This window comes from Mycobacterium sp. 1423905.2, assembly GCF_001673155.1.
Lineage (GTDB): Bacteria > Actinomycetota > Actinomycetes > Mycobacteriales > Mycobacteriaceae > Mycobacterium.
Map to the genome: position 1 here is coordinate 1 of NZ_LZLE01000363.1, position 3,775 is coordinate 3,775.

Annotated in this window: 1 protein-coding gene and 1 pseudogene; both read left to right on the top strand. The window is 66.2% G+C overall.

Features of this window, described 5'->3' with window-relative positions; all coding sequences use genetic code 11:
• Positions 1 to 588 precede the first annotated feature (588 nt).
• Complete coding sequence (locus tag A9W95_RS25070; protein WP_067418953.1) at positions 589 to 813, top strand: MbtH family protein; 225 nt, start codon at positions 589 to 591, stop codon at positions 811 to 813.
• A gap of 77 nt (positions 814 to 890) precedes the next feature.
• Positions 891 to 3,775, top strand: a pseudogene (locus A9W95_RS25075) (condensation domain-containing protein); the annotation flags it as partial.

Consider the following 3,775-nt stretch of genomic DNA (forward strand, 5'->3'; position numbering starts at 1 on the left):
TCGAGTCCGATGCCCAGGGTGTCGCCGGGAGGCCACGGGACGACCGGTTCAGCCCCGCGTGAGCCAGTCGGCGCTGCGTGACAGCCAGACCCCAACAGCCCACCAACCGCCAGCGCCCCACCGAGCACACGTCGCCGGCCAACATCCATCAGATCCACCCTAGTGGCTCTATTCGACTCGCGTCGAATATCGCTGCAGCGTAACTGGATTCGCCCAGAACCGACACCAGCGCTCCGGTGAAAACGGCATTGGTGGGCTGGGCTGGTTGCGGTTTGACCCGCCGAATAGCGATCTCTTACGGGGGTGCGGCCCCAGCAAAGCGTCGTGCGGGCGTTTGCCCGAGCGCCGTATCCGAACCGCCAAATATTCGGAAAGTGCCTGATAGCAACCAAGCGGCGGCGTTCGCGGGCGGTCGCTGCGTGGTGTCGGCGAGGTCAATATTGGGATCGGTAGCACCACAAATGCCCTGGAATTGGTGCTCGTTGGTGCTATCTTGACGTCGCCGGTCCGCAACGTTCTACAACGTGAACGGCTCCGTGCTCGCTGTGTAGCCCTTCGCCTATATGACTCGGGGTTAGGAGAGAACGAGTGAGTGCCAACCCGTTTGACGATGACAGTGGGACTTTCGTCGTGTTGATCAACGACGAGGAGCAACACAGCCTGTGGCCGACGTTTGCTGACGTACCGGCGGGCTGGCGCGTTGTCTACGGTGAGGCGGACCGGGCAGCGTGCCTGGACTACATCGAGCAGAACTGGCCGGACATCCGGCCCAAGAGCCTGCGCGATCGTCTAGCGCAGAGCTCGGACTCCTGAAACACCAGTCGCCGAGGGTCGGCGGTCCGATGAAGCCTGAAGAGGGGTTGCGCTCTGGGGCGCCGGCTGGGAACGGCGGGCAGCGCATCGATGTAGCAGAGGTGCAAGCCGCGCTCGGCGCCTTGGCCGGGGTCGATCAGGCGGTGGTGGTGCTGCGCGAAGACCGACCGGGTGATCGGCGTCTGGTCGGATACGTCACCGCGTCGGGGATCGGCGGGATAGACCCAGCGGCGGCGCGCGTCGCATTGGCCGAGCGGCTGCCGGCGTATCTGGTGCCGGCCGCCGTGCTGGTGCTCGATGCCCTGCCGATTGGGGACAACGGTGAAGTGCAGATCTCGGCGCTGCCGGTTCCCGAATATCAAGACAGTGACCGCTACCGCGCGATCGAGGAGACACTCGCCAAGATCTTCGCGGAAATCCTCGGTGTGGAGCGGATCGAGGCCGACGAGTCGTTCTTCGACCTCGGCGGGGATTCCCTGGGGGCGATGCGGGCGGTCGCCGCGGTCAACGCGGCCCTCGACGCCGACCTGCCCCTAGGCGCGGTGTTCAACGCGCCGACGGTGGCCCAGTTGGCGGCTCGCATCGGCGCGGCCTCAGGCGGATGCAAGCCGTTGGTGGCGCGCGAGCGGCCCGCCGTCATCCCGTTGTCGTTCGCGCAGAGCCGGCTCTGGTTCATCGCCCAATTGCAGGGGCCCTCACCGGTTTACAACCGCGCGGTCGCCTTGCGGCTGAGCGGCAAGCTTGATCCGGATGCACTGGCCACGGCGCTGGGTGACGTGGTGGGCCGCCACGAAAGCTTGCGTACGGTGTTCTCGGCCGTCGACGGGGTACCACGGCAACTGATACTGCCGCCCGGACAGCTGGACTTCGGTTGGTCGGTCGCCGATGCCACCGAATGGCCCGACGCCCGGCTGACCGCGGCCATCGAGGAAGCGGCGCACTACAGTTTCGATCTTGCCGTCGAAATCCCCTTCCGGGCAAGAGCATTCAAACTCAACGGCCAAGAACACGTGTTGCTGGTCGTTGTGCACCACATCGCTGGGGACGGCTGGTCCATCGGTGTGCTGGCCGCTGACATCAGCTCCGCCTATGCCAGCCGGTATGCGGGTCGGGCGCCCGGGTGGACCGAATTACCCGTGCAGTACGCCGATTACACGCTTTGGCAGCGAGAGAACCTCGGTGATCTCGCCGACCGCACCAGTCCGCTCGCCGCTCAGGTGGAGTTCTGGGAGCAGGCGCTGTCCGGTATGCCCCAACGCCTGGAACTGCCCACCGACCGGCCCTATCCGCCCGTCGCCGACCACCACGGCGCCAGCGCGACGGTCGAGTGGCCGGCCGACCTGCAGCAGCAGGTGCATGCAGTCGCTCGCGAACACAACGCCACCAGCTTCATGGTGCTGCAAGCCGCCTTGGCCGTGCTGTTGTCTCGGCTCAGCGCGAGTTCTGATGTGGCGGTTGGTTTTCCGATCGCGGGCCGCGGCGACCCTGCGCTCGAGAACCTGGTGGGTTTTTTCGTCAACACCTTGATTCTGCGGGTCGACGTGACGGGGGATCCCACCTTCAGCGAGTTGCTCGCGCAGGTGCGCCAACGCAGCCTGGCTGCCTACGAGCACCAGGACGTTCCCTTCGAGGTCCTGGTTGAACGGCTCAACCCGCCCCGCTCGATGACCCATCATCCGTTGATCCAGGTGATGTTGTCCTGGCAGAACACCGCGTCGCTGGAGCTGACGGTGGCCGACTTGAAGGTCAGTCGCCGGCCCATCGACACCCATACCGCTCGGATGGATCTAGCCTTCTTTCTCGGCGAACGGTTCACCGACACCGGCGCGCCGGACGGGATCGCCGGCACGGTGGAATTCCGCACCGACGTGTACGACGAAGCGAGCATCGAATCTCTGGTCGCGCGCCTACAGCGGGTGCTGCTGACGCTCATCGCCAATCCGGCGGCCCGGTTGTCGTCGGTGGATCTGCTCGATGGCGGCGAGCAGGCCCGGCTGGACGGGTGGGGCAACCGTGCGGTGCTGACCGCGCCCGCGCCCGCGGCCGTCTCCATACCGGCCATGTTCGCCGCCCAGGTGGCCCGGACTCCCGACGCGGTCGCGCTGGTGTGCGGGCAGGCCTCCTGGACCTATCGCGACCTCGACCACGCGGCAAACCGGCTGTCGCACAATCTTTCTGGACATGGTGTCGGACCGGGCGCGGGCGTGGCGCTGTTGATGGAACGATCTGCGCACGCGGTGGTCGCTATTCTGGCGGTGCTCAAGTCCGGGGCGGCGTATCTCCCGATCGACCCTGCCCTACCCGCCGCCCGGTTGGAACTGCTGCTCGAAGACGCCGTACCGGTAGCGGCACTCACCACCTCCGCGCTGCGCGAGCGATTCGACGGGCATGACCTGTTGGTACTCGACGCAGACGAACCGATTCCCGGTACCGCGGCGCCCGCCACTGCACATCACGTCACCGCAGATGACATCGCCTATGTCATCTACACCTCGGGCACCACCGGGGTGCCCAAGGGAGTGGCCATCACCCACCACAACCTCACGCAGCTGATCAGGTCGCTGGACGGCGGACTGCCTCCGGCGGCCGAACAGGTGTGGTCCCAATGGCATTCCTACGCTTTCGACTTCTCGATCTGGGAGATCTTCGCCGCGCTGCTCCGCGGCGGTCGGCTGGTGGTGGTGCCCGAGTCGGTAGCCAGCTCACCCACCGACTTCCACGACGTGCTGGTCGACCAACAGGTCAACGTGCTGACCCAAACGCCCTCTGCCGTCGGCCTGTTGCCCAGCGAAGGCTTGGAATCGGTGGCGTTGGTGATGGGTGGTGAGGCATGCCCGCCCGAGGTGGTGTCCCGCTGGGCGCCCGGACGGGTCATGATCAACGCCTACGGGCCGACCGAGACCACGATCTATGTGGCACTGAGCACGCCACTGACGGCCGGAGATGCGACTGCGGCGCCAAT